Origin of the sequence: Vibrio sp. 1557, assembly GCF_033340175.1 — a bacterium.
In the GTDB taxonomy this organism is placed as follows: Bacteria; Pseudomonadota; Gammaproteobacteria; order Enterobacterales; family Vibrionaceae; genus Vibrio; species Vibrio alginolyticus.
Genome location: NZ_JAWOVZ010000114.1, coordinates 1 through 1,481, shown reverse-complemented (window position 1 = coordinate 1,481; position 1,481 = coordinate 1). Strand labels below are relative to the sequence as shown.

At 44.3% G+C, this 1,481-nt stretch carries 2 protein-coding genes; both read left to right on the top strand.

Annotation, left to right across the window (positions count from 1 at the left end; translation table 11 throughout):
* Positions 1-1,007, top strand: a 1,007-nt coding sequence (locus tag R7070_RS25065) for a 5'-nucleotidase C-terminal domain-containing protein (RefSeq protein ID WP_318141381.1), incomplete at its 5' end; no start/stop codon positions are given.
* A 108-nt stretch (positions 1,008-1,115) separates the two neighbouring features.
* The coding region (locus tag R7070_RS25060; protein WP_318141380.1) for a YbaK/EbsC family protein at positions 1,116-1,481 on the top strand (366 nt) is incomplete at its 3' end.

Here is a 1,481-nt window from a genome sequence, read left to right as displayed (position 1 = left end):
AAAATGGCAACCGTGGCGTCAATGCGCCGGGTGATGTAGCTTTGGCGCGTTACCTCAATGAAGGCGATTTGGACATGATTGTGGGTGGTCACTCACAAGAGCCCGTTTGTATGGAAGGTCCTAACGTTATCAAAAAGAACTTTAAACCGGGTGATGAGTGTCAGCCAGACCAACAAAACGGTACTTACATTGTTCAGGCGCATGAGTGGGGTAAATATGTTGGCCGTGCCGATTACGAATTCCGTAACGGCGAACTATCAATGGTGAGCTACGATCTTATTCCGGTAAACTTGAAGAAAAAAATCAACGTGGATGGTCAATCACAACGTGTGTTTGTTCAAGATGAAATTACTCAAGACAAAGCGATGTTGGACTTCCTTCGCCCTTTCCAAGAAAAAGGCCAAAGCCAGCTGAATGTGAAAATTGCGGAATCAAACGGTAAGCTAGAAGGTGACCGTGATGTCGTGCGATTCCAACAGACGAATCTAGGTCGTTTAATTGCAACGGCTCATATGGAACGTGCAAAAGCAGATTTCGCAGTGATGAACTCAGGTGGTGTGCGTGATTCTATTGAAGCTGGTGAAATCACATACAAAGATGTGCTGACCGTGCAGCCATTTGGCAACATGGTTTCTTACGTCGATATGTCTGGTCAAGAAGTCTTGGATTACCTAAATATTGTTGCAACCAAGCCTGTTGATTCAGGTGCTTACGCGCAGTTTGCGGGTATCTCTATGCGTATTGAAAATGACAAAGTCACCAATGTATTTATCGGTAACAAGCAACTGCGTTTAGATGGTCGTTACCGCTTCACAGTACCAAGTTACAACGCTTCTGGTGGCGATGGTTACCCTAAAATTGATACGCACCCTGGCTACGTCAACACAGGTTTTACCGATGCAGAAGTCTTGAAAGACTATCTAGAAAGCCATAGCCCAATTGACGTTAACGAATACGCACCTTCTGGTGAGGTGATGTACCAAACAAACAATGTGGTCAATCAATAGAGTTTGATTGCGAAAAAGCGTTTGACTCAAACTCGCTGATATCATTAACTAAAAGCGCAGCTCCCATTGATGGGGGCTGCGTTTTTTATTTTTATAAGGAGAATCTTGATGACTCCGGCCATTAATCTTGCGAAAAAGAAAAAAGTTCCTCACACCATTCACCAGTATGAACATGACCCGAGAGCAGACAGCTATGGGTTAGAAGCGGCTGAAGTGTTGGGGCAAGATCCTAAAAAAGTATTCAAAACCCTGTTGTTTTGCCTTAATGGCGAGCCCAAAAACTTGGCAGTAGCCATCATTCCTGTGGATCAAAAACTGAATCTAAAATTGGCAGCCAAAGCAGCAAAGGGTAAAAAAGCCGACATGGCAGACCCAGACATCGCTCAAAAGACAACGGGCTATGTAGTTGGGGGCATTAGTCCACTTGGACAAAAGAAAGCGTTGCCAACCTTTCTACATGAAAGTGCAATAGAA